This is a genomic window from Streptomyces sp. NPDC050617, from assembly GCF_040654795.1.
Classification (GTDB): domain Bacteria; phylum Actinomycetota; class Actinomycetes; order Streptomycetales; family Streptomycetaceae; genus Streptomyces.
Map to the genome: position 1 here is coordinate 23992 of NZ_JBFAIS010000020.1, position 19657 is coordinate 43648.

Sequence of the window (19657 nt, forward strand, 5' to 3'; positions counted from 1 at the left end):
CCCGGTATGGCGGGCTTGCCCTCTTGACAATACCTGCGCCCCTGGATAGGGCGCAGTCAGAGGTGGGGGCAGCGGTACCACTGGGGTCATGAAACAATCGAACTTGGCTCACATGTACCGGTAGCGAGCAGGAGACACAGCACGATGCGCATCGGAGTTCTCACCGCAGGCGGCGACTGCCCCGGCCTCAACGCTGTCATCCGTTCGGTGGTGCACCGGGCGCTCGTCGGCCACAGCGACGAGGTCATCGGCTTCGAGGACGGATTCAAGGGCCTCCTCGACGGACGGTTCCGCAAGCTCGACCTCGACGCGGTCAGCGGCATCCTGGCGCGCGGCGGCACCATTCTCGGCTCCGCCCGCCTGGAGCGCGACCGGCTGCGCGAGGCGTGCGAGAGCGCCCAGGACTTCTCCCGCGCGTACGGCATCGACGTGCTCATTCCCATCGGCGGCGAGGGCACTCTCACCGCGGCCCGGATGCTCTCCGACGCGGGCGTCCCGGTGGTCGGCGTCCCGAAGACCATCGACAACGACATCTCCGCCACCGACCGCACCTTCGGCTTCGACACCGCCGTCGGCGTCGCCACCGAGGCCATCGACCGCCTCAAGACCACCGCCGAGTCGCACCAGCGCGTCATGGTCGTGGAGGTCATGGGGCGGCACGCGGGCTGGATCGCCCTGGAGTCCGGCATGGCCGGCGGCGCGCACGGCATCTGCCTGCCGGAGCGCCGCTTCGCGGTGGACGACCTGGTCAAGATGGTCGAGGAGCGCTTCTCTCGCGGCAAGAAGTTCGCGGTCGTCTGCGTCGCCGAGGGCGCGCACCCGGCCGAGGGCTCGATGGACTACGAGAAGGGCGCCATCGACCAGTTCGGCCACGAGCGCTTCGCGGGCATCGGCAACCGGCTGGCCGTGGAGCTGGAGCGGCGCCTGGGCAAGGAGGCCCGCCCGGTCATCCTCGGCCACGTCCAGCGCGGCGGCACCCCCACCGCGTACGACCGCGTCCTCGCCACCCGCTTCGGCTGGCACGCCGTCGAAGCCGCCCACCGGGGCGACTTCGGCAACATGACGGCGCTGCGCGGCACGGACATCACGATGGTTCCGCTGGCGGAGGCCGTGACGGAGCTGAAGCGGGTGCCGGAGGACCGGATGAACGAGGCGGAGTCGGTCTTCTAGGACCGCCGAACCTCTCAGGCTCGCAGAGCTTCGGGGCTTCTGGGGCTTCCGCGGCTTCCACGTCTGAAATCCGCCCCCGGGTCGATCTGCCCTGGGGGCGGTTTTCAGTTCTCCGGCCCTGTTCCGTTTTCAGCCCCGGTCCGGCGCGCCGAGCACGCGCGGGCGGAACGCGAGGACGGCGGCGGCGACCTCGTCGAGGTGGCTCTCCAGCAGGAAGTGGCCGCCGTCGAGCAGGACGATCTCCGCGTCCGGGGCGTCGCGCCGGAACGCCTCCGCGCCGGCCGGCCCGAAGATCTCGTCGTTGCGGCCCCAGACGGCGAGGACGGGCATGCGGCGCGACCGCAGCCATGCGTGCACCGCCGGGTACAGGGCGCGGTTGCCGGCGTAGTCGCCGAACAGGGCGAGCTGGGCGCGGTCGACGCCGGGGCGGGCGAGCAGCGCCAGGTCGTGCTCCCAGGCGTCGGGGTCGATCAGGCTCGGGTCGGGGACGCCGTGGGTGTACTGCCACTCGACGGCCTCCCGGCCCAGGGCGGGCCGCAGCCGCGCCTCGTTCGCGGGGTCCGGCCGGTCCCCGTAGGCCCAGACGGGCTCCCAGAACTCCGGCACGAAGCCGTCCTCATAGGCGTTGCCGTTCTGCGAGACGACGCCGAGGACCGCGTCCGGGTCCGCCAGCGCGAGCCGCCAGCCGACGGGCGCGCCGTAGTCCTGTACGTAGATCGCGTAGCGGTGCACGCCGACGGCGTCCAGGAAGCCGCGCGTCACCTCGGCGAGGGCGTCGAAGGTGTAGGCGAAGTCCGTCGCGTCGGGCGCCGAGGAGCGGCCGAAGCCGATGTGGTCGGGCGCGATCACCCGGTACGGGCCGGCCAGCGCCGGGATCAGGCGGCGGAACATGTGGGAGCTCGTCGGATAGCCGTGCAGCAGCAGGAGGACGGGGGCGTCCGAGGGCCCCGCCTCCCGGTAGAAGACGGTGAGCCCGTCGACGTCCACGGTGCGGTGGTGAACAGCGACCACGATAACCTCTTAAATCGTTTTAACCGGTTAGGTTATTCTGATCCTGCGGACAGCCGCACGAGATGTCAAGGAGAGTGGGCCGTGGTCGAGGACGAGGACCTGCTGCTCACCGTGCTCAACAGCGCCCCCGTGAGCGACGGGCGCCCCGCGGACGCGCTGACCGGACCCGGGGCGGCCGACTGGGTGCGGGCGCTCGGGGGGAGCGGCGCGAGCGGGGAGCTCGACCGGCTGCGCCAGGTCCGCGACGCGCTGCACCTGCTCATCCGGGGCGCCTCCTCGGACGTCGGCCCCCTCGCCGCCACGCTCGACCGGGCGCGCCTGCGCCCCGCCGTCTCGCCCGAGGGCGTGTCCTGGAGCCTGGAGGCGGCGCCGGAGGAGCGGCTCGCGGCCCGCGTCGTCCTCGCGTGGTCGCGCGTCACCACGGAACTGCCGCGCCGGCTGCGCCCCTGCGCCAACGAGGAATGCAACCTCTTCCTCGTGGACCACAGCCGCCCCGGCACCGCCCGGTGGTGCTCCATGGCGGCCTGCGGCAACCGTATGAAGGCACGGACCCACGCGCGCAAGCAGCGCCGGTGAGCACTATTGGCTCGTACGCGGCCAGCGACTGAGCAACATCCGCCCACTTTCCCCGCGTTCAACCCTTGAACATCTCAACTACGGTCGGAGGGGCGTCGAGTGGCGCCGCACGAAAAGGTGCCGCTTCCGTGGAGCAGTGACACGACGGGTATTCGCGGGGTCGCCACCTAAGTGAAGGCGAAGTGAACTCCCGTAGCCCGCAATGCCCTTGACCCCGCCTCCGCATGACCGATTGGACAGGGAACGGCTGCCTCCCCGTCCGCCGGATCGTTCTTGACTCAACAGGTATGCACCTGGCAGGCTTCTTGAGTAACCTAAAGTCGGAAACCGACTCTTAGTCAGAACCTGGGGCAGGTTCAGCGCGACTGCCGCGCATGATGACCGGCGCGACCGCCGGTGGGTTACATGGCCTCAACGCGCCAAACGGGGAATCACCAAGGGGAAACACGTGTCAGCGTCTGTGTCATCCGGCATTCGTCACGATCGGGGGATCGCACAACCCGTGCTCATGCGGCTCAAGCCACCGAACCACGTCTTGGACACCAGCACCCCGGACGGGGCGTGTCCACTCACCGGATGCTCACCCTGACCGACACGCGACCCATCCCCCCACATGCGCCGTCGCCGCGGCACGCCACCGTCACAGCGGTGCGCCCGCCGCGGTCACGGCATCCGCGACCGTAGCCGTCGCGCGGCCGCCGCGGATTTGACCGCGGCAGCGCCGACGCCCCCCGCGCCACGCCGTCGCACCTATAGCTCACTTCTCTAATCCGCTCTCGCCCGCGGCGGCAACTCGACGCCGCCCGCGGTCACTTCGCCGACCTTTCGCCGCGCGGCGCCGGATTTCCATGCCGGGGCCGCCGGCCATCACGCCTATTTCCGAAACCGCCGTATGTGAACGGCCGTAGCGGCCTTGCCGCGTGCGCTGTTCACGCCATTTCGCAATGCCCGTTCGCCGGGGCGCGTGTCGCGTCCCGGTACAACAGGCCGTTTCAGGCCGGGCCCGCGCCCGGCCGCACCGTCCCATGCCCGTAAGGAGTTCCACCCGTGCCCGTATTCGAGTCCTCGGAAAAAGCGGTCCGCGTCTTCAGCGAACTGTTCAACATCCTGCTCAAGGACGAGACCTTCACCCAGCGCATGCGCGAGTCGGGGATCTCGCTGCACCTCATCCAGGTGAAGCCCGACGTCGAACTCTTCGTCACGCCCGACGGAGTGCACCTCGGCGCTCCCCCGGCGCCCGCCGCCATCCGCATCAAGATGACCAGCGACACCGCCCACAGCCTCTGGCTCGGCAAGCTGCTGATGCCGGTGGCGCTCGCCACCGGAAAGGTGCGCATCAAGGGCAGCGTGTCCAAGGTGCTGGAATTCGTGCCCCTGCTCCAGCCCGCATTCGACCAGTACCCCCAGATCGCCGCCGACGAGGGCCTGCCCGTCTGACCGGCCCCGCGCCCGTACCGCTTCCACGGACCCGCGCCCGTACCGCTTTCACGTGAGCCCGGCCCCGCGCCGGACGCCACGACCAGCCCTTCCATGCGGCACCACGCCGACGGTTCCGCACGGCACAGCACCAGGCCTGCCCTCGGCATGCCCAGGAACAATGAACGGATAGCAATGACCGACACTGCATTCCAGAGCGCCCCCGTCGACTTCCTCGCGGAACCGCCGCAGATCCAGGAACTGCGGGAGCGCATCCGGGAGTTCGTCGACAAGGACGTACGACCCCGGGTCGCCGACAACGACCGCGCGCCGGCCGAGGACTTCGACTGGGAGCTGGTGCGCCTCGGGCACGAGGCCGGCCTGCTGCGCCTGGTGGTCCCCAAGGAGTACGGCGGGTTGGGGCTGGGCGTGCTCGGCGTGGCGGTGGCCCTGGAGGAGATCGCGGCGGCCTGCGCCGGCACCGCCCTCATATTCGGCGCGACGCTGCTGGGCCAGGCCCCGGTACTGCTCTCCAGCGACCCGCACCTCCAGGCCCGGTTCCTGCCGCTGTTCTCCGGCGACAACCCGGTTCTGGCCTGCAACGCGATCACCGAGGACCAGGCCGGCTGCGACCTGCTGATCCCGGAGAACGCCGAGCACGCCACCGATGTGGTGCAGGCCCGCCGGGACGGCGACAGCTACCTGCTGACCGGCCGCAAGCGGTTCATCACCAACGCCCGGCTCGCGGAGTTCGGCAGCGTGTACGCCAACATCGAGGGCCACCCCGGCGCCACCGGCCTCACCGCGTTCATCGTGCCGCTGGACTCCCCCGGCGTCACCCGCGGCCCGGTCGCCGACAAGCTGGGCTACCGCGCCTGCCTGGGCAGCGAGTTGCTGTTCGACAACGTCCGGGTCCCCGCCGAGAACGTCGTCGGCGGCGAGGGCAACGGCATGCTCATCAACATCCAGCAGATGAACATGGCGCGGGCCACGGTCGCCGCGATCTCCACGGGCGTCGCCCGCGGCGCCTTCGACCTGGCCAAGGACTGGTGCGCCGAGCGCGTCCAGGGCGGCGTGCCGCTCCACCAGCACCAGTTCACCGCCCGCAAGCTCGCCGAGATGGCGTCGAAGGTCGAAGCCTCCCGGCTGATGTACCTCAAGGCGGCGCAGGCGGCGGACACCGAGATCCCCGCTCCCACGTACGAGCCCGCCACCGCGAAGCTCTTCGCCGACCGCGTCGCCATCGAGGTGGCGCAGGAGGCCATGTCCCTCATGGGCGCGCGCGGTTACCTGCGCGAGAACGGCATGGAGAAGTTCGTACGGGAATCCTTCGGCGCCCGCATCTACGAGGGCACGCCCGAGGTGCTCGCCCTGGCCATCACCGAGGCCCTGTACGCGGAGGACGACTTCTGAGCACCGGCGCCGCGACGCTCGCCGCTTCTGCCGTTCGCCCCGTTCTCCCCGTTCTCCCCGCCAACGTGAGGAGCACCAAATGACCACGACGACTCCGCCGGCGGCCGGCTCTGCCCACCCCTGGCTCGTGCCATTGGGCCTTCCCGCCGATACCGAGGACTCCCCGGCGGCCGTACCCGCCGAACCGGCCGGGCCCGCTGTTCCCGCCGCCCCCGAAGCGCCGGCCGCTCCCGCCGGGCCCGACGCACGGTCCGATGACGCTGCCGGGCCCGGCAGCGGGGTGCGCCGCCGCTACATAGAGGACATCCTCCGGCTGCACAGCAGGCTCAGCTTCGGCGGCCTGGCCGGACGGCTGCACCGCACCGACTCCTATGTCTACCGGGCCGCCCACGGCAAGGGCGTCATCACGACGGCCGCGCCCACCGAGGCCATACCCGAGCGCTATCTCCTGGGCCTGGCCGGCTTCCGGCTCTCCGAATACCTGCGGGCGGGCTACGCGAGCGAGGACATCGTCTTCGACAACTCGCTCTTCTGCGAACCCGTACAGGGAATTCACCGGTCCGACGTCCATGTCATCACGACCGACCAGGAGACCGGCCGCATCCTCGGCTATGTCTCGCTCGCGCACAGCGAGGACCACGCCCCGCGCCCCCTGGACGCCCCGGACCGCAGGCTGTTCCCCTGCGAACAGGCCCACAATCTGCGCCTGTTGTCGCTGCTCCAGCCCTCCGACGGCATGACCACGCACTCCGTACGGGAAGTGAAGCGCTTCGTGCAGGCGCACTCGCTCACCGACCGCACCATGCGGCTGCGGGTCATGCTGGGACTGCTGGCAGGCATCTCGGGAATTCTCTGCCAGGAGCGCCACACCACCAGAATGCTGATCGGCGATGTGGAGAAGCATGTGGCGCTGCGCCATCTGGTTCTCCTGGGCCTCGATGTCCATCTGCTGGACGGGACGACGCCGCGCCTCGGCCTGAAGGAGCTCATGCACCCCATGTATGTCACCCGCGAGAAGGTGTACCCCTTCCTCGCGCATCTCCCCTCGCCGGAGGAGACGGTCCACCGCAGCGCCGTGGTCCAGCGGGCCGCCGCGGCGGAGGCGCCGTTCAAGGCCGTACGGGATCTGCTGTCCGAACTCTCCGGCTCGGTGCGGCACATCGAGGTGGCGGCGTAATGACCGAGACTTCGATATCCGAGGTGCCCGAGGTGCCCGAGGTGCCTGAGGTGTCCGGAGTGCCCGAGGCCGTGGCGGAGCCTGCCGCCCCGGCGGCCTCCGCCGCGGACCGCGACGCGTTCTACGCGGAATTCACCGAGCGGAACCGCGGTTTCATCTCCGCCGCCGCCCAGCAGCGGCTCGGCCAGGCCCGGCTGCTGATCGCCGGCTGCGGATCGACCGGCGGGGCCGCCGTGGAGCCGCTGGTCCGTATCGGCGTGCAGCGGTTCGTCATGGCCGACACCGGCAGCTTCGAGCTGAACAACCTCAACCGGCAGCACGCCGCCTTCGCCGACATCGGCCGCCACAAGGCGGAGGTGGCCGCCGAGCGCGTACGGGCCATCAACCCGCACGCCGAGGCCGAGACCGTACTGGAGGGCATCACCGAGGAGAACGCGGACAAGCTGGTCGCGGAGTGCTCGGTGGTCATCGACGGCGTCGACGTCACCGAACGCTCGGGCTGGCAGGCCAAGTTCGCGCTGCACCGCGCCGCGGCGCGGGCCCGCGTCCCCGTGCTCACGGGGTACGACATGGCCGGCACCCAGTACATCCGGTTCTACGACTACCGGCGCGCGGGATCGCTGCCCTTCGACGGCCGGGTCACGGCGCACCAGGTCGATCACGCGGTCATCTGGACGCTGCTCTTCCGCGTGATCCCCACCCGGTTCATCCCGCTGGAGATGCTCAAGAACGCGCGCGAGCACCTGGGCGAGGACGGCTACAGCGTGCCGCAGCTCGTCTACGCGTCGCTGCTGTTCGGCGCGCTCACCGCCCGGATGACCACGGAGATCCTCTCCGGGGCGCCGGTCAAGCGCAACGTCGCCGTCAACGCGCACAGCGCCACCCGCCCGCTGCCCCGCCGACTGGCAGCGGAGCTGGAACGGCCGCTCGTGCTCATCGGGGGGCTGCGCAAGCTGGCGACGCGCAACCGCGCCGCGAGCGACGCGGCCCGAAACGGCCGGGGCCCCGAAGCGGCTTCCTGACCTCCCCCGACAGGGAGCCGCACCCGGCAGAGGGCCGGGCGGGCCCGTCACACGATGACGCCCCGCCCGGCCCGCCGCGCGCTTCTTGAGGCCCGTACGCCGGGTGCTATGCGCTACCCGACCGTACGACGCCGGGCACGACGCGCGTCAGGCTGATGTCTACGGCGTATCCGATGCTTCCGGCGTCTCCGGTGCATCCGGCGCCTCCGACGTCTCCGGCGTCTCCGGTGCATCCGGGGTCTCCGGCATATCCGGCGACTTGCGCAGGCCGTCCAGCATGTGCCCGACCACGACCGACATTTCCTGACACGTCTCGGTGGGGTTGCGCGCGAAGGCCACCGACGTGGCCGCCTCGCAGAGGGTGCCGAAGACGACGACGGCCGTCGCGTCCAGCGACACGGGCCGGAGCTCGCCACGCGCCCGTACGGTCTCCAGCAGCCCCTTCATATGAGGCAGCGCCAGTTCCTCGTCGATCTCGCGGCACCGCCGCACGCCGAGGACCTCGGCGGACTGTCGCAGCAGCGACCGCTTGTTCTCGTCGGTCACATAGCCGCGCAGGAACGCCCGCACCGCCTCGGACGCCACGTCCCACGGTGTGCCGCCCGCTCCCGGGCCGGTCAGCGCGGCCGTCAGCACCTGCTCGATGGCTTCCTGCTGGGCGACCCGGAACACCTCGTCGAAGATGGCCCGCTTGTCCGCGAAGTGGTGGTAGACGGCGCCCTTGCTGACCCGCGCCGCCGCGGCGAGGTCGTCGATGGAGGTGGCGTCGAACCCCTTCTCCGCGAACAGGCCCGAAGCCGCCTCCAAGAGCGCGGCGCGGGTGAGGGCCGCGTATTCCTCACGTCTGGACTTGACTGCCATAGTGCCCCCAAGGATACTCACCGACTGAGAGTCGCTATTCGACTCAGAGTATTTCCACTTGCCACTATCCCCCACTGCCGCCCGATCCCTCCAGGCTCTGGGAGCCCTCACATGTCGAAACAGCTCTCCACCACACCCGCGCCCGCGGATGGCGGCGCCGCGGACGGGCCACCGCGCCCGGACCTCGCCGCCCGCGCGTCCCGGCTGATCGGCCGGGCACGGTGGCCGCTCCTCGGGGTGTGGCTCGTGGCACTGGCGGTGTGCGGGCTGGGGGCGATGTCCATCGCGAACTCGCTCAGCGGCGGCGGGTGGTACGCGGCCGGGGCCGACTCGACCCGGACCGCGGCCGAGCTCGAAAACGGCTTCAAGGGCCGCGGCGCGACCACGGTCACCCTGGTCATGCACGACAAGCAGCACCGCGCCGACTCCGCGGAGTTCGAGAAGCGCGTACGGGCCGTGGCCAAAGAGGTGATCGCCGATCCCCAGCTGAAGGCGACGGACAGCTACGGCTGGACGACCCTCTCGCCGCAGAACCGCTCCGCCTACGTGGGCAAGGACAAGCGGACGGCCATCGACTCGGTGGCCCTCTCGCTCGACGACGGCACCGCCCGCCGCGAACTCCCCAAGATCCAGAAGGATTTGTCGGACCGCTTCGGACCGCAGGGCATGGACGTCTCCCTGGTGAGCCCGTCGTCGTTCTGGGGCGAGGTCAACGATCTGAGCCAGCAGAGCCTGATGAAGGCCGAGCTGATCACCATGCCGCTGATCATCATCATTCTGCTGCTGCTCTTCCGCAGCGTGGTCGCCGCCCTGGTCTCGCTGGCGGTCGGGGTCAGCGCCATCGTCTTCACCCTCGGCCTGCTCTCCCCGGTGGCCCAGCACTACGAGCTCTCGGTCTTCGTCGAGAACGCCGCCACCATGCTGGGGCTCGGCGTCGGAGTGGACTACTCGCTCTTCATGGTCACCCGGTTCAAGGAACAGCTCGCCGGCGGCCAGTCCGTCGAAGCCGCCGTGGCCGCCACGCTGCGCACCTCCGGGCACACCGTCATCGCCTCCGGCATCACCGTCGTCCTGGCGATGTGCACCCTGTTCCTGATCGACCTCAACGTCATCCTCTCCATCGCCCTCGGCTCCATCGTCGTGGTCGCCTTCTCCGTACTGACCGCCGTGCTCTTCCTGCCGGTCCTCCTGCACCTGCTGGGCGAACGGATCAACGCCGGCCGGGTGCGCCTGCCGCGGTGGCTGAGCGGCGGCCGCACCGGCCCGGAGAACGAGGAGTCCAGCCGCTGGTACCGCATCGCCCTGCGGGTCATGGGACGCCCCGTGCTCTTCCTCGCGGGCAGCGCCGTGGTACTGATCGCGCTGGCCGCACCCGCCGCCCAGCTGCGCACCTTCTCCCCCGACGCGCGCATCCTGCCCAGCTCCTCGCCCGTACGGGTCGGCTACGACCATGTGCAGGACGCGTTCGGCGTCGGCCAGACCTCCCCGATCCAGGTGGTCGTCGCCTCCGACCGCCCGCTCGGCGAGACGGACCAGGCGGCGCAGGTGGTGGGGCTCAGCGACCGGCTGCGCAAGCTCCCGCACGTCGTACGGGTCGACTCGGCCGTCGGCACGCTGCGGACCGCCTCCCCCGACAAGCCCTTCGCCGCGCTCAACGGCTCGGTCCTGGGCCGGCTGCCCGCGGACGCCCGCGACACCGTCCGGCACTTCGCGGCGGCGGACGACCGCAAGACCGTCCTCGAAGTGATCATGGACGACCGCGCCGCCGGCGACGCCGCGCGCACACTGCTCACGCAGGTGCAGGACGAGACGCGGAAGCTGACCGGGCCGCTGCACGCCGTGGTCGGCGGCGAGACCGCCGAGGGCATCGACGCCAACCGCGTCATCCAGGACAAGCTGCCGGCCGTCATCCTGCTCATGCTCGTCGCCGTGTACGTGGTGCTGCTGCTGACGTTCCGTTCGCTGCTGCTCCCGCTCAAGGCCATCGCCATGAACCTGGTGTCGATCGGCGCGACCTACGGCGTCCTCGTCCTCGTCTTCCAGCACGGCTTCGGCACCGACCTGCTCGGCTTCGAGAAGACCAACTACCTCCAGAACTTCGTGCCGGTGCTGCTGCTGGCGCTGCTGTTCAGCCTCAGCACGGACTACGAGGTCTTCCTGCTCGGCCGGGTCCGCGAGGAGTACCTGGCCACCGGCGACAACACCGTCTCGGTCGCCCGCGGCCTGACCCGCACGGCGCCGCTGATCTCCGGCGCCGCGCTGCTGATGGTCGCGGTCTTCGGCTCCTTCGGCTTCACCGGCATCGTCCCCATGCAGCAGCTCGGGTTCGGCATGGCGATAGCCATCCTCCTCGACGCCACGCTCGTACGCCTGCTGCTCGTACCGGCGGCCATGCGCCTGATGGGCCGCTGGAACTGGTGGATGCCCGGCCGCCGCTTCGCCGCCGCTCCGGTGACGGCGGAGGGCTCGGCGCCGGCACCGGACGCCGGCACGGAAGGCGGTACGGAAGGCGGTACGGAAGACGGCTCGGCGGAGCCGGTACGTACCGGGGCCCGGTAGTACGCACCGGGGGGAAGTGACATACGAGTGCCGGGGAACGTCGTGGGTGGCGTTTCCCGGCACTTTTCGTACGGCCGCGCGCACGGCCCTGGGGCCCGCGGTCACTCCATGCCGCTGTGCAGCCCCGGGATGCGCAGCGTGCCGCCGAACTGGCCGGCCTGGATGGCGGTGAAGTCGGTGAAGAAGATCTCCGGCGGCGTGATGGGCGGGGGAAAGTCGGGCGTGAAGGTGATGGGAAGCAGCCCGAAGAGATTCCCTTTCAGGCTCTCCGTGTACATGGTGACCCCTCCATCGATGGTGGAGGTGGTCCCCTTTCCGCCGCGTACGTACGTCCTCTTGCCGCCCACGCCCTGATCGGCCGTCTGGTCGAGGTTCCGAATGGTCGCCGAGTCCATCGTGAACTTCAGCGCCTGCTTGGTCCGACCGTCGGCCGTCCGGAGGTTCACCACGCCGTGGTACTTGAGGTTGTGCATGGTGATGAGGTCGGACTTCAGGGTCCACGGCTGATTCGGCAGCCCTACGGGCGTCTGCTCGTCCTTGCCGCCGGACTTCTTCTCCACGACGCAGGGGTACGGCTTCTTGCCGTCGGCGTCCGGCGTGGTGGTGGGAGTTGGGGTGGGGGTGAGGTCGGGAGAAGGAGTGGCCGAGGGGTCTTTCTGGTCGGCCTTCTCGTCGTCCTTCTTCTCATCCTTACCGGCCTTGTCGGATGACGAATCACCGGAAACCTTGTCGGGAGAAGGTTCCTCACCTGCGGGCTTCTGGCCCGCCGCGGAATTCCCGCCGGTCGTCGGGGTGGCCGTGGGGGTCGGCGTGGACGGCTGCGCGGGCTTGCCCGCGTTCTTGCCGTGGCCCCCGTTGATGAGGTCCTTGATCTTGTCGCCGAGGCCCAGCGGGTCGAGAGGGTTGTGGGTGGCGGACGGCGACGGGGTGGCGCTGGGGGAAGAGGGGGACGGACTCGTGTCCTCGGCCTTGCCCTTGGCCTCCTTGTCGCCGGAGGCGCTCGGGGACGGAACGGTGTCGACCTTGCCGGTGACCGTCTTCTCGCCTTTGGGCTTGCCCTTGCCCTGGTCACCCTTGGCTTTGTCGTCCTTGGACTTACCGTCTTCGGACTTGCCATCGTCCTTGGACTTGTCGTCCTTCTTATCCTTACCGTCGTCGTCCGTCTTCTGGTCCGGTGCCGTGACGCACGGCCCGTCCTGGAACGGATTCTTCGGCAGCGGCTTGGCCTGGGCCAGCTGGGGCGTGAAGCCCAGGCCCATCAACACCGCGCTGGGCATCGCGGCGATGGCGATCGCCTTGCCCGCGGGCACGTGGAACCGAGTCAGCAGCGTCTTCCTCGGCGCGGCGTGCCGCGGACCGGTTCTGCCCCGGCCGGCGGCGGCCTCTGCGCCTCGCCCGTCCTGTTCCTCATCAGGCGGCACGGTACCTCCCGTTCATCGGGCTCGCCCCCGGCAGGTCACCGCCCAGGGAACCGCCCTTTCCGGTGTTCTCTCCGCCCTCAGCGGGCTGCGTTCCCGTGTGCTGTTCACCGTCGTCGGCGCTCATCTCGGCGGTCGGCTCGGACGGCGACTTGCGCGCCGGTTTGATGCCGGGCACCCAGGACACCCCGAGCGCACCGCCTATGAGTCCCAGGAGGAAGCCGATCAGAAAGGCCCCGAAGTTCGAGACGACCAGGGAGACCAGTGCCAGCAGGATCGCCGCGACACCGGCGAACACTCTCGACTGGGGCTGGAACCACATGGTCAGACCGAGCACGATCAGCAGAATGCCGATGATCAACGACCCGGCGCCCGCCGTGGTGGCCAGTCGGATGGTCAGCGAACCGAGGGTGAGATTCTGATAAGGGACGTACATGATCGGGACACCGGCCAGCAGCGTCAGCAGGCCGCCCCAGAAGGGGCGTTGTCCGCGCCATCCCCGGAACGATCGGCGCTTCCGGCCGAGTGTGTCGGTCAGCCGCGATCGCGTGTCGGCGCTCATGTCGTACAGCTCCTCAGGACTGGCGAATCGGTGGTACGCGAACCGAAGTACCGGCTCGACGGCGGTCGGCGTCCGGGCGCGGAGGGACGACCGTCACTCCGCACCCAGCCACTCAGGACATCAGTCCTTGTAGCACTCGGCGCCGTTGCCCTTGCTGACGGCCATGTGCAGCCCGCTCAGCCTGAACGTGCCGGCCGTGGTCGCCCAGGCACGCTGCTGGACGTTGGTGAACTTCACCTTGTCGGCCTGCTGGGCGAACGAACCGGGCTGGTACTTCTTCTGCGCCTTGTCGCCCGCCGACGGTCCGGGGCCCTTCTGGGACTTGTCCACGTCCACACCGATGTCGATGTTCTTGAACTCCGCGTCGGCGTGCAGGTCGTCGGCGTCGATGTAGAGCGTCTTGGCGTAGACCTGCTGTTGCTTGCTCGGGCCCGGACCCGCATCGAGCCTCATCGTGAAGTCGCCGAAGAGCGGCACCGGGACGGACACTGACTGGCAGAGGCCGGTGATATATGCCGAGTCGAAGCCGACCACCGCGACCGGCTTCTTGTCGTCCGAGCTGTTCGTGTCAACAGCTCCGTACTGGACGAACCCCTTGCCGTTGAGCTCTTTGGCCGTGACCTTGAACTGCTGTCCCGACACACTGAATGAGGCCGCGAGCGCCCCCTGTGAGAGGGCGACTCCTATCGCGGCCGTAGCGGCGACGCTCGGCACCATGACGACGGCGAACCGCCGCCATCTGGTCCCGCCACGAGCCAGGGACTCCATGACTTTCCTCCTTCTCGGACGTACATCTCCGGTACGGGCCGGGCCACTTGGGGCCTGGCCGTGATCCGGGATGGGAGAAGTGCTACGTCCTCGGGAAGGAGAACGCCGTCATCGAAGGCGCGCACCGCGCTCCGAATCCATTGGCGATCACCCCCGAGCGACAACCACTGGCCGCGCTCCCGCGCAACCTGCTGGACAGGCCCCGCCGATGGCGGCGGAGACCCCCCTGTCCACTGACCGGTGGCGGCGCCGCCGGCCGCCCGGTGGGGACCCACGCCCCAACGCGCCGACCGGCTGCCGGGCTTCGGGAATGGACCGAGCTTGGCCGATCGTGGTCCATTCCCGGCCGAGGCACAAGGGGCTCGTTACTAGCGAGTAACGGACAGATCAACAATGCTCGACCGACCGCCATCGAGCGGGCACCGACCGTTGCCGTGAACTGGTCGGAAAGAAACGGAGAAATCGCAAAAATCCGGCCAGAACACCGAAGTTCACTTACTGCGAGTAACAGCGGCCGCGTTTACCAAGTTTTGGTAAAGCGCGGCCGCTGCACTGTTTGAGACAGGGGTGGGACAGGAGTGGTCAGAACAACGCTCGGGAGAGCGCCATCCGGGCTGCCGTGACCCGAGGGTCGTCGGCGCCGATCACCTCGAACAGCTCCAGCACCCGGAGCCGGGCGGCCTCGCGGTCCTCGCCCGCCGTGCGCTTGACCGTGTCGATGAGCCGGCCGAAGGCGTCCTCGACATGCCCGCCGACCAGGTCGAGGTCGGCTGCGGCGATCTGGGCCGCAGCGTCCGCCGGGGACTCGGCGGCGGTCCTGCGCACCTGCTGGGGGTCCAGGTCCTGCACCCGCCGCAGCAGTTCGGCCTGGGCCAGCCCCGCCTTGGCCTCCTCGTTGCCGGGGTCGTCCGAGAGCACGTTCTTGTACGCCTGGATCGCGCCGCTCAAGTCGCCCTCGTCCAGCGCCTGGTGCGCCGCGCCGAGCGCGCTGTCGTACGGGCCCGCGGGCTGCTCGGGCGCCTCGGCGGCGCCCTGCTCACCACCCTGGTCACCGGCGGCCGCCGCAGGGTCGATCGGCGCGCCGACGATCCCGAACCGCTGCTCGGAGACCTGGATCAGCTGGTCCAGCACCTGCCGGATCTGCGCCTCCGGCGCGGAACCCTGGAACAGCGGCAGCGCCTGCCCGGCCACCACCGCGAACACGGCGGGGATGGACTGCACGCCGAACTGCTGGAAGAGCAGCTGGTTCGCCTCGACGTCGATCTTGGCGAGAACGAAGCGCCCGGCGTACTCGCCGGCCAGCCGGTCCAGCAGCGGGCTCAGCTGCTTGCACGGCTCGCACCACTCGGCCCAGAAGTCGATGACGACCGGCACCTCGGCGGAGCGCTGCAGCACCTCCTGCTCGAAACCCGCCTCGTCGACGTCGAAGATCAAACGGGCGGCCCCGGCCGCTCCGGCGTCACCGCCGTTGCGCGCGGCTTCGGCGCGTGTCTGCTCCGCCTTCTGCTTCGCTTCCCCGGCCGCCTTCACCGCGGCGAGGTCGACCACTCCACTCATGGACATATTCCGTGGCTGCATGGGTCTATCCTCCCCCTTTCGCCAGGCGATCGGTAAAGCAAGTTGCGCAATGCACGGACCGGGCCCGCTCGCAGCCCCCCGCCGGTTTGCGGGGCATACGGTCGAACTCGGCCGAAAAGTCTGGAAAACGCCCCCGTGGGGCCCTCGATCGGCGCCGGGTCCCCACCCTGGCGCCCGCGGCTGTCGCTCTTTCGCTACGCCTCGTAGCGTAACTGGAACGATCGACCCGGCAACAGGGCCCATCCGTGATCTCACTCACGGACGATGGTCTCTGGGGAAGCGGGCTACTCGGCGGTAAGGTCGCCGCCATGAATCCCCCAGCCGGCCGCAGGAGCCCGGCCGGCGGGCCGGGGCCCACCGGCCGGCCGGGCCGCCCGCGCAGCGCCGAAGCCGATCTGGCGATCCTGGCCGCCACGCGGGCGGCGCTCGTCGAACTCGGCTGGTCCAAGCTCACCATGGGGGACGTCGCCGCGCGCGCCGGGGTCGCCAAGACCACCCTCTACCGCCGCTGGGCGGGCAAGAACGAACTGGTCGTCGACGCGGTCGCGGCCCTCTTCGACGAGCATCTCGACCTGCCGGACCGCGGCAGCCTCCAGGCCGATGTGGAGGGCGTGGTGCTGCGCTTCGCCGCCCTGCTGGAGCTCCCGGAGACCAAGACGGCCCTGATGGCCGTCGTCGCCGAGTCCACCCGCGACGACGCGCTGCGGGCCCGTATCCGCTCGGCCATCGTCGAGCGGCAGAAGACGCTCGTCCTGCTCGGCCGGGAGCGCGCGCAGGCCCGCGGCGAGCTGCCGTACGAGGAGGACCCCGCGGCGGCGGCCCGCAACGCGGACCTGATCTTCGACGTCATCGCGGGCGCGGTGGTGCACCGCGCCCTGGTGAGCGCCGAGCCGGTGGACACCGACTGGGCGCGCACCTTCACCGCCCTGCTGATGGCGGGCCTGGGGGCGGCCCCGCCGCGGCCGCCGGACGCGCCCGGCGCTTGACGAGCGGCGTACGTACGCCCGTTATGACGTTACGACGCCCGTGCGGCCCGTAGCGCTCAGAAGCCCGCGGGCTCCGTGTACGTCCCCCACTCCTCGCGCAGCGCCTCGCAGATCTCGCCGAGCGTCGCCTCCGCCCGTACGGCCTCCAGCATGGGCTCGATCATGTTCGAGCCGTCGCGGGCGGCGGTCAGCAGCGCGGCGAGGGTGGCGGTGACCCGCGCGTCGTCGCGCGCGGCCTTGCGGCCGGTGAGCGTACGGACCTGCTCGCGCTCGACCTCGTGGCTGACGCGGAGGATCTCCAGGTCGCCCGTCACCGAGCCGTGGTGGCAGTTGACGCCGACGACGCGCTTGTCGCCCTTCTCCAGGGACTGCTGGTAGCGGAAGGCGGATTCGGCGATCTCGCCGGTGAACCAGCCGTCCTCGATGCCGCGCAGGATGCCGCTGGTGATCGGGCCGATGGGGTGCTGTCCGTCCGGCACCGCGCGGGCGCCGCGCTCCCTGATCTGCTCGAAGATCTTCTCGGCGTCGGCCTCGATGCGGTCGGTGAGCTGCTCTATGTACCAGGAGCCGCCCAGCGGGTCCGCGACGTTGGCGACGCCGGTCTCCTCCATCAGCACCTGCTGCGTGCGCAGGGCGATTTCGGCGGCCTGCTCGGAGGGGAGGGCCAGGGTCTCGTCGAGGGCGTTGGTGTGCAGCGAGTTGGTGCCGCCGAGCACCGCGGCGAGGGCCTCCACGGCGGTGCGGACCACGTTGTTGTAGGGCTGCTGCGCGGTCAGCGAGACGCCGGCGGTCTGGGTGTGGAACCGCAGCCACTGCGCCTTGTCGGTCTTGGCGCCGTAGACCTCCTTCATCCAGCGGGCCCAGATGCGGCGGGCGGCGCGGAACTTGGCGATCTCCTCGAAGAAATCGACGTGGGCGTCGAAGAAGAAGGAGAGGCCGGAGGCGAAGGCGTCGACGTCGAGGCCGCGGGAGAGGCCCAGTTCGACGTAGCCGAAGCCGTCGGCGAGGGTGTAGGCGAGCTCCTGCGCGGCCGTCGCCCCGGCCTCGCGGATGTGGTAGCCGGAGACGGACAGCGGCTTGTAGGCCGGGATGCTGCGCGCGCAGTGCTCCATCAGGTCGCCGATGAGGCGCAGGTGCGGCTCGGGCTGGAAGAGCCACTCCTTCTGGGCGATGTACTCCTTGAAGATGTCCGTCTGGAGCGTGCCGTTGAGGACGCCCGGATCGACGCCCTGGCGCTCGGCGGCGACCAGGTACATGCAGAAGACGGGGACGGCCGGGCCGCTGATGGTCATGGAGGTGGTGACGTCGCCGAGGGGGATGTCCTTGAAGAGGACCTCCATGTCGGCGGCGGAGTCGATCGCGACGCCGCAGTGGCCGACCTCGCCGAGGGACTTCGGCTCGTCCGAGTCGCGGCCCATGAGGGTGGGCATGTCGAAGGCGACGGAGAGCCCGCCGCCGCCCGCGGCGAGGATCATCTTGTAGCGCTCGTTGGTCTGCTCGGCGTTGCCGAACCCGGCGAACTGGCGGATGGTCCACGTCCGGCCGCGGTAGCCGGTGGGGTGCAGGCCGCGGGTGAAGGGGTACTCGCCGGGCCAGCCGATCCGCTCGAATCCGTCGTAGGAATCGCCGGGCGCGGGTCCGTAGACGGGCTCGACCGGGTCGCCGGACAGGGTCGAGAAGTCCGCGTCGCGCTTGCGCGCCTTGTCGTAGCGGGCCTGCCAGCGGCTGCGCCCTGCCTCGATCTCCTGTGCATCCATGCGGTCTCTTCGCCTCTCCGCGCCCCGGCGCGAGTCTGTGACGCCGCCTCTGTGACGCCGCCTCTGGGATAGCGGCTCCGTGACATCGGCTTCATGACGTCGGCGGCCGGCGGCCGCACGCAGATTTACTAGGACGTCCTAGTAAATGGTCGCGCAAGACCGCCCCGAACACAAGAGGCGTCGGGGCGGCGGCGGGTCGCGGCGGGCGGTGCCGGGGCGGCGTCAGACCTTGGCGGGCTCGGCGGAGTCGTCCGCCACCAGGGGCGCGAGCTCCCGCGCGACCTTGCGCTCGACGAAGAAGGCGGCGGTCGGGATGGTGCCGGCGATCAGCACCCAGATGAGCTTGCCGAACGGGTACCTGGCCTTGGAGCCCATGTCGAAGGCGAAGATCAGGTAGAGGACGTAGAGCCAGCCGTGCGCGATGGCGACGACCTTGGTGAAGTCCGCGGCACCGTCCATGCCCAGCAGGTACTTGGCGATGCAGCCGAGAGTCAGGAGGACCAGCAGCACGCCGGTGACATAGGCCATCACGCGGTAGCGGGTCAGCACGCTTCGTTTCACTGGGGTTCCCTCGCCTTGCCGTCTAAGGGCGGCCTCGTCCCGGCCGGGAGCCCGGGGGAAGGGCCCCGGGAGACTGCCGCATGGAGTCGAGCGTAACCGCACGTTCCAGGCGATCTTGCGGCCGGGGGTGCGATACGGACGCCGGCCGCCGGCCCGCCGCCCGGCCCTCCCCTCAGCTCTCCTCGAAGTCACCCGCGGCCACCCGCAGCGGGCGGAGCATCGCGAAGATGTCGCCGCACTCCTGCGCGTCGTACGCGCCCAGGCCGAAGTCCATCGCCATCAGGTCGCGGGTCGCCCCCTCGACGACCTCGCGGCCCTTCTCAGTGATGGCGGCGAGCGTGCCGCGCCCGTCGTTCGGGTTCGGCCGCTTGTCGACGAGGCCCGACCTGACCAGCCGGTCCACGGTGTTGGTCACGGAGGTGGGGTGCACCATCAGCCGCTCGCCGATCTTCGACATCGGCAGCTCGCCCGCCTTGGAGAAGGTCAGCAGCACCAGCGCCTCGTACCGCGCGAAGGTCAGCCCGTACGGCTTGACGACGGCGTCGACCTGGCCGAGGAGAATCTGCTGCGCGCGCATGATCGAGGTGATCGCGGCCATGGAGGGAACAGCTCCCCATCGCTCCTGCCAGAGTTCGTCGGCGCGGGCGATGGGATCGAACGTGAGGCTGAGGGGCTTCGACACCCCACTGAGCCTACCGGCCGGTCATATGTTGGTCACTGCCATCCCAGACTCCGGACCCGGCCGGCGGGCGCGCGGGGCACGGCGCTCGTACGGTGGTCCGAGGGGGTGGCCGAGACTGCTCGGCAGGGGCTTCCGGCAGG

At 70.1% G+C, this 19657-nt stretch carries 17 protein-coding genes; 8 read left to right on the forward strand and 9 right to left on the reverse strand.

The window, feature by feature from the left end; translation table 11 throughout:
* Positions 1-144 precede the first annotated feature (144 nt).
* Positions 145-1170 carry an ATP-dependent 6-phosphofructokinase gene (locus tag AB0I49_RS24720; protein WP_363229246.1) on the forward strand — a complete coding sequence of 342 codons (1026 nt, stop codon included), beginning with the start codon at positions 145-147 and terminating at the stop codon, positions 1168-1170.
* A gap of 129 nt (positions 1171-1299) precedes the next feature.
* On the opposite strand, the gene AB0I49_RS24725 is transcribed toward AB0I49_RS24720, so the two are convergent.
* Entirely contained in the window at positions 1300-2181 is an 882-nt protein-coding gene (locus AB0I49_RS24725) for an alpha/beta hydrolase (protein WP_363229247.1), read from the reverse strand.
* A gap of 81 nt (positions 2182-2262) precedes the next feature.
* Between AB0I49_RS24725 and AB0I49_RS24730 the strand changes: the two genes are divergently transcribed.
* The 5 genes from AB0I49_RS24730 (at position 2263) to AB0I49_RS24750 (ending at position 7785) form a co-directional block, all read left to right on the forward strand.
* The gene (locus AB0I49_RS24730; RefSeq protein ID WP_363229248.1) at positions 2263-2757 is read left to right on the forward strand and encodes a CGNR zinc finger domain-containing protein; all 495 of its coding nucleotides are present in this window, start codon (positions 2263-2265) and stop codon (positions 2755-2757) included.
* Between the two features lie 1047 nt (positions 2758-3804).
* Entirely contained in the window at positions 3805-4194 is a 390-nt protein-coding gene (locus AB0I49_RS24735) for a hypothetical protein (RefSeq protein ID WP_363229249.1), read from the forward strand.
* A 174-nt stretch (positions 4195-4368) separates the two neighbouring features.
* Complete coding sequence (locus AB0I49_RS24740; RefSeq protein WP_363229250.1) at positions 4369-5586, forward strand: acyl-CoA dehydrogenase family protein; 1218 nt, start codon at positions 4369-4371, stop codon at positions 5584-5586.
* Between the two features lie 79 nt (positions 5587-5665).
* Entirely contained in the window at positions 5666-6763 is a 1098-nt protein-coding gene (locus AB0I49_RS24745; protein ID WP_363229251.1) for a hypothetical protein, read from the forward strand.
* On the forward strand, positions 6763-7785 hold the full coding sequence (locus AB0I49_RS24750) for a ThiF family adenylyltransferase (protein WP_363229252.1): 1023 nt from the start codon (positions 6763-6765) through the stop codon (positions 7783-7785). The genes AB0I49_RS24745 and AB0I49_RS24750 overlap by 1 nt, the downstream gene beginning before the upstream one ends.
* Before the next feature lie 159 nt (positions 7786-7944).
* On the opposite strand, the gene AB0I49_RS24755 is transcribed toward AB0I49_RS24750, so the two are convergent.
* A complete protein-coding gene (locus AB0I49_RS24755) occupies positions 7945-8646 on the reverse strand; it encodes a TetR/AcrR family transcriptional regulator (protein WP_363229253.1) in 702 nt (233 codons plus the stop codon).
* Between the two features lie 111 nt (positions 8647-8757).
* Here AB0I49_RS24755 and AB0I49_RS24760 point away from each other — a divergent pair, with 111 nt between their 5' ends.
* Entirely contained in the window at positions 8758-11205 is a 2448-nt protein-coding gene (locus AB0I49_RS24760) for an MMPL family transporter (RefSeq protein WP_363229254.1), read from the forward strand.
* 101 nt (positions 11206-11306) lie between these two features.
* Here the strand turns inward: AB0I49_RS24760 and AB0I49_RS24765 are convergent, their stop codons facing one another.
* The 4 genes from AB0I49_RS24765 to AB0I49_RS24780 form a co-directional block, all read right to left on the reverse strand.
* Positions 11307-12626 (reverse strand): hypothetical protein, encoded by a 1320-nt coding sequence (locus AB0I49_RS24765; protein ID WP_363229255.1) that lies wholly within the window; start codon positions 12624-12626, stop codon positions 11307-11309.
* Positions 12616-13185, reverse strand: coding sequence for a DUF6114 domain-containing protein (locus AB0I49_RS24770; RefSeq protein WP_363229256.1), 570 nt, complete (start codon positions 13183-13185; stop codon positions 12616-12618). The genes AB0I49_RS24765 and AB0I49_RS24770 overlap by 11 nt, the downstream gene beginning before the upstream one ends.
* A 120-nt stretch (positions 13186-13305) precedes the next feature.
* Positions 13306-13953, reverse strand: coding sequence for a DUF6230 family protein (locus AB0I49_RS24775; RefSeq protein ID WP_363229257.1), 648 nt, complete (start codon positions 13951-13953; stop codon positions 13306-13308).
* A 582-nt stretch (positions 13954-14535) separates the two neighbouring features.
* Positions 14536-15531 (reverse strand): tetratricopeptide repeat protein, encoded by a 996-nt coding sequence (locus AB0I49_RS24780; protein ID WP_363229258.1) that lies wholly within the window; start codon positions 15529-15531, stop codon positions 14536-14538.
* 308 nt (positions 15532-15839) lie between these two features.
* Between AB0I49_RS24780 and AB0I49_RS24785 the strand changes: the two genes are divergently transcribed.
* Positions 15840-16517 carry a TetR/AcrR family transcriptional regulator gene (locus AB0I49_RS24785; protein WP_363229259.1) on the forward strand — a complete coding sequence of 226 codons (678 nt, stop codon included), beginning with the start codon at positions 15840-15842 and terminating at the stop codon, positions 16515-16517.
* Positions 16518-16573: 56 nt separating this feature from the next.
* Here the strand turns inward: AB0I49_RS24785 and AB0I49_RS24790 are convergent, their stop codons facing one another.
* The 3 genes from AB0I49_RS24790 to AB0I49_RS24800 form a co-directional block, all read right to left on the reverse strand.
* On the reverse strand, positions 16574-18274 hold the full coding sequence (locus tag AB0I49_RS24790) for a methylmalonyl-CoA mutase family protein (RefSeq protein ID WP_363229260.1): 1701 nt from the start codon (positions 18272-18274) through the stop codon (positions 16574-16576).
* A 222-nt stretch (positions 18275-18496) separates the two neighbouring features.
* Positions 18497-18835, reverse strand: a complete 339-nt coding sequence (locus tag AB0I49_RS24795; protein WP_363132652.1) for a DUF3817 domain-containing protein — start codon at positions 18833-18835, stop codon at positions 18497-18499.
* 172 nt (positions 18836-19007) lie between these two features.
* Positions 19008-19517, reverse strand: a complete 510-nt coding sequence (locus tag AB0I49_RS24800; protein ID WP_363229261.1) for a MarR family transcriptional regulator — start codon at positions 19515-19517, stop codon at positions 19008-19010.
* Positions 19518-19657: the final 140 nt, after the last annotated feature.

Excerpts from the sequence above, each read along its gene's own strand:
- AB0I49_RS24720 (WP_363229246.1), top strand. The coding sequence starts at position 145 with ATGCGCATCGGAGTTCTCACCGCAGGCGGCGACTGCCCCGGCCTCAAC.
- AB0I49_RS24740 (WP_363229250.1), top strand. The coding sequence starts at position 4,369 with ATGACCGACACTGCATTCCAGAGCGCCCCCGTCGACTTCCTCGCGGAA.
- AB0I49_RS24745 (WP_363229251.1), top strand. The coding sequence starts at position 5,666 with ATGACCACGACGACTCCGCCGGCGGCCGGCTCTGCCCACCCCTGGCTC.
- AB0I49_RS24750 (WP_363229252.1), top strand. The coding sequence starts at position 6,763 with ATGACCGAGACTTCGATATCCGAGGTGCCCGAGGTGCCCGAGGTGCCT.
- AB0I49_RS24755 (WP_363229253.1), bottom strand. The coding sequence starts at position 8,646 with ATGGCAGTCAAGTCCAGACGTGAGGAATACGCGGCCCTCACCCGCGCC.
- AB0I49_RS24760 (WP_363229254.1), top strand. The coding sequence starts at position 8,758 with ATGTCGAAACAGCTCTCCACCACACCCGCGCCCGCGGATGGCGGCGCC.
- AB0I49_RS24770 (WP_363229256.1), bottom strand. The coding sequence starts at position 13,185 with ATGAGCGCCGACACGCGATCGCGGCTGACCGACACACTCGGCCGGAAG.
- AB0I49_RS24775 (WP_363229257.1), bottom strand. The coding sequence starts at position 13,953 with ATGGAGTCCCTGGCTCGTGGCGGGACCAGATGGCGGCGGTTCGCCGTC.
- AB0I49_RS24780 (WP_363229258.1), bottom strand. The coding sequence starts at position 15,531 with ATGCAGCCACGGAATATGTCCATGAGTGGAGTGGTCGACCTCGCCGCG.
- AB0I49_RS24785 (WP_363229259.1), top strand. The coding sequence starts at position 15,840 with ATGAATCCCCCAGCCGGCCGCAGGAGCCCGGCCGGCGGGCCGGGGCCC.
- AB0I49_RS24790 (WP_363229260.1), bottom strand. The coding sequence starts at position 18,274 with ATGGATGCACAGGAGATCGAGGCAGGGCGCAGCCGCTGGCAGGCCCGC.